At 72.1% G+C, this 3,457-nt stretch carries 4 protein-coding genes; 3 read left to right on the top strand and 1 reads right to left on the bottom strand.

Annotated elements, in window-relative coordinates; translation table 11 throughout:
- From VF468_01895 to VF468_01885, 3 genes are all read left to right on the top strand, one after another.
- A partial coding sequence (locus VF468_01895; protein HEX5877072.1) for a D-arabinono-1,4-lactone oxidase occupies positions 1-308 on the top strand: 308 nt, incomplete at its 5' end.
- 10 nt (positions 309-318) lie between these two features.
- A complete protein-coding gene (locus VF468_01890) occupies positions 319-2,028 on the top strand; it encodes an NAD-dependent malic enzyme (GenBank protein ID HEX5877071.1) in 1,710 nt (569 codons plus the stop codon).
- A 125-nt stretch (positions 2,029-2,153) separates the two neighbouring features.
- The gene (locus VF468_01885; protein ID HEX5877070.1) at positions 2,154-2,837 is read left to right on the top strand and encodes a class II aldolase/adducin family protein; all 684 of its coding nucleotides are present in this window, start codon (positions 2,154-2,156) and stop codon (positions 2,835-2,837) included.
- 94 nt (positions 2,838-2,931) lie between these two features.
- Here the strand turns inward: VF468_01885 and VF468_01880 are convergent, their stop codons facing one another.
- Positions 2,932-3,342, bottom strand: coding sequence for a hypothetical protein (locus VF468_01880; protein ID HEX5877069.1), 411 nt, complete (start codon positions 3,340-3,342; stop codon positions 2,932-2,934).
- Between the last annotated feature and the right edge of the window lie 115 nt (positions 3,343-3,457).

The following is a 3,457-nucleotide window of genomic DNA, read 5'->3' as shown; positions in this document are numbered from 1 at the left end:
AGGTCCGAACCGTGGCCGCCGACCACCTGTGGATGAGCCCCCAGTACCGGCAGGACACGATCGCCATCCACTTCACCTGGCACCCCGACCCGGCCGGGGTCGAGCGCGCCCTCGTCGAGCTGGAGGCCGCCCTCGCCCCCTGCCAGGCGCGACCCCACTGGGGCAAGGTGTTCCTGGCCGACGCCACCACCATCGCCCCCCTGTACGAGCGCCTGGGTGACTTCAGGCGCCTGGCCGACCGGCTCGACCCGCGGGGCGCGTTCCGCAATCCTTGGCTGATCGACCACGTCCTCGGACCCCGTGCGTAGAGGAGACGACATGTACGAGAGGCCGTACGAGCTGGGTCGCCCCGAGGACGGGTACCCGGTCCGGATCCGGGCCCGCGGCAACGAGGTGCTGGCCACGCCGATGATCAACCGGGGCACCGCGTTCACGCTGGAGGAGCGCGAGACGCTGGGGCTGACCGGGCTGCTGCCAGGCGGGGTGTCCACGATCGACGGCCAGCTGCGCCGGGTCTACGCGCAGTACCTGCGCCAGCCCGACGACCTGGCCAAGAACGTGTACCTGGCCCACCTCCGCGACCGCAACGAGGTGCTGTTCTACCGGCTGCTCACCGAGCGCATCGAGGAGATGCTCCCGATCGTCTACACCCCGACCGTCGGCATCGCGATCGAACGGTTCAGCCACGAGTACCGGCGGCCGCGCGGGGTCTACCTGTCCGTCGACGGGCCGCAGGACGTCGAGACGGCCCTTGGCAACTACGGCCTCGGCGGCGACGCCGTCGACCTGATCGTGGCCACCGACTCCGAGGGCATCCTCGGCATCGGGGACCAGGGGGTCGGCGGGATCGACATCGCGATCGGCAAGCTGGCCGTGTACACGGCCGCGGCCGGGATCCATCCGCGCCGGGTGATCCCGGTCGTCCTGGACATGGGCACCGACAACCTGGCCCTGCTCAACGACGAGATGTACCTGGGCAACCGGCACCCCAGGGTCCGCGGCGAGCGCTACGACGCGCTCATCGACGCCTACGTGACGGCGGCGACCAAGCTGTTCCCCCACGCGATGCTGCACTGGGAGGACTTCGGCGCCAGCAACGCCCGGCGGATCCTGAACCGCTACGCCGACCAGGTCTGCACCTTCAACGACGACATGCAGGGCACCGCCGCGGTGGTCCTGGCGGCCGCGTTCTCCGCGGTCCGGGCGGCCGGCCAGCGCATGCGCGACCAGCGGGTGGTCATCCACGGCGCCGGCACCGCCGGCCTGGGCATCGCCGACATGCTGCGCGACGTCATGGTCCGCGAGGGCCTCCCCGCCGAGGAGGCGGCCCGTCGCTTCTACCCGCTCGGCCGCAACGGCCTGCTGACCGACGAGACCCAGGGCATGTACGACTTCCAGCTCCCCTACGCCCGCCCGGCCGGCGAGGTCGCCGGCTGGGCGAGCGGCGGCGACGGCATCCGCCTGGCCGAGGTCGTCGCCAACGTGCGCCCGACCATGCTGATCGGCACCTCCACCCAGGCCGGGGCGTTCACCGAGGCGATCGTCAAGGACATGGCCGGCCACGTTGAGCGGCCCATCATCATGCCCCTTTCCAACCCGACCTCCAGGGCCGAGGCCCTTCCCGAGGACCTGATCAACTGGACGGGCGGACGGGCGCTGGTCGCCACCGGCAGCCCTTTCGGGCCCGTCGAGTACCAGGACCGGAGCTACCGGATCGCCCAGGCCAACAACGCGCTGGTCTTCCCCGGGCTCGGTCTGGGGGTGACCGTCGCCCGGGCCAGCCGGATCAGCGACCGGATGATCGCCGCGGCCGCCGACGCCGTGGCCCGCCTGTCGGACGCCACCGCGCCCGGGTCGCCGCTGCTGCCCCCGGTCGAGGACCTGCGCACCGTGTCCGCCGCCGTCGCCATCGCCGTCGCCGTGGCCGCCCACGACGAGGGCCTCGCCCAGGTCACCATCGACAACCCGGTCCAGCAGGTCTACCAGGCCATGTGGCGACCCGAGTACCCGCGCTTCGAGGCCATCTGACCACCCCGCCCGGGCGGCCAGCGGGTTCAGGCCCCCAACCGGCCTGGCGCCGCCCACGCGCACCTGCGCGGCAGGCGACCCCGAACGTAGACAGAGGCTGTGTTCGGCCTCACGGAGGGTATCCCATGCGCCTTCATCGGGAGCGTCAACTGATCGCCGACTACGGGCGGCGCATGACCAGCGACCGGCTGGTCGTGGGGACCTCGGGCAACCTCAGCATCCGGGCCGGCGACCTGCTGGCGGTCACGCCGGCCGGCCATGCCTACGACACGCTCACCCCCGAGCTGGTCTGCGTCCAGGACCTGGACGGCTCGCCGGTGGAAGGGGACCTCGCCCCGACCAGCGAGCTTCCCTTCCACCAGCTCATCTACGCCCACACCAACGCCGCGGCGGTCGTCCACACCCACTCCACGGCCGCCACGGTCGTGTCCACGGTGGTGGACGAGCTGCCCACCATCCACTACGTCCTGGCCGTCATGGGCGGCCCCATCCGGGTGGCCCCCTACGCCACCTTCGGCAGCCAGGAGCTGGCCGGCAACGTGGTGGCCGCCCTCGAGGGCCGCTCGGGCGTGCTGCTGGCCAACCACGGCGCCATCACCTACGGGCCGACGATCGAGGTGGCCTATGACCGCGCCCTGTACCTGGAGTGGGTCGCCGAGGTCTGGCTGCGGGCCCATTCCTTGGCCCCCGCCTTCACCCCCCGCATCCTCGGAGAGGCGGAGATGGCCGAGGTGTACGCCAGGATCCAAGGCGCCTACGGCACCTCCGGCCGCCCCGGGACGGCCTGCCCACCAGGGTCTCGTAGCTAGGACGGCGCGAGCCGCTGGGACCTGGCCGGCCCAAGGTGGTGAGGCCGCCGTGCATGCGCCGGCATCGTGGATGCGGCAGCGGAACCGCGCGCCATCAGGCGGCGTCGGCCAGCCCGGGGGCGACCAGCGCCGGTCGGCGCTGGACGGTGCGGGCCAGGAGCAGCCGGGCGCCGCGGACCTGGGCCCGTTCGCGCAGCCGCCAGGTGCCGTCCTCCCAGCGGGCCAGTCCCTCCCGCTCCAGCCGGCGGGCGGCCAGGGCGGCGTGCTTGCACGGGACCGGCAGCCAGGTCCGGTACTCGCCGGAGCGGCAGCTGCAGCCGAACCACAGGTAGCCCTCGTCGATCTTCCGGAGCACCACGCGGTAGCTCCCGGGATGCGACTCGGCCTTCACCCTGATCGAGCCGTCCGGCAGCACCCGGGCGTTGTGGCCCTCCTCCACCGCACGAATTTCGGCAGCGAGCCCGTAGAGGCGGCGTCGCTGATTGACATCGAGCATTTCTTCCATGCGCCCATTGTAGGCCATGGGTGCGACAATTCGCAACGAATCCGCAGGTCAGGAGCCTTGCGAGCAAGGTTCAGGAAGCGCCCGCCGGCGCCGGGCCCAGGGAATCATTCCAGGG

This window comes from Actinomycetota bacterium (genome assembly GCA_036280995.1).
Taxonomy (GTDB): domain Bacteria; phylum Actinomycetota; class CALGFH01; order CALGFH01; family CALGFH01; genus CALGFH01.
The sequence above is the reverse complement of the archived record's forward strand: the minus strand, read 5'-3'. Positions and strand labels throughout refer to the sequence as shown.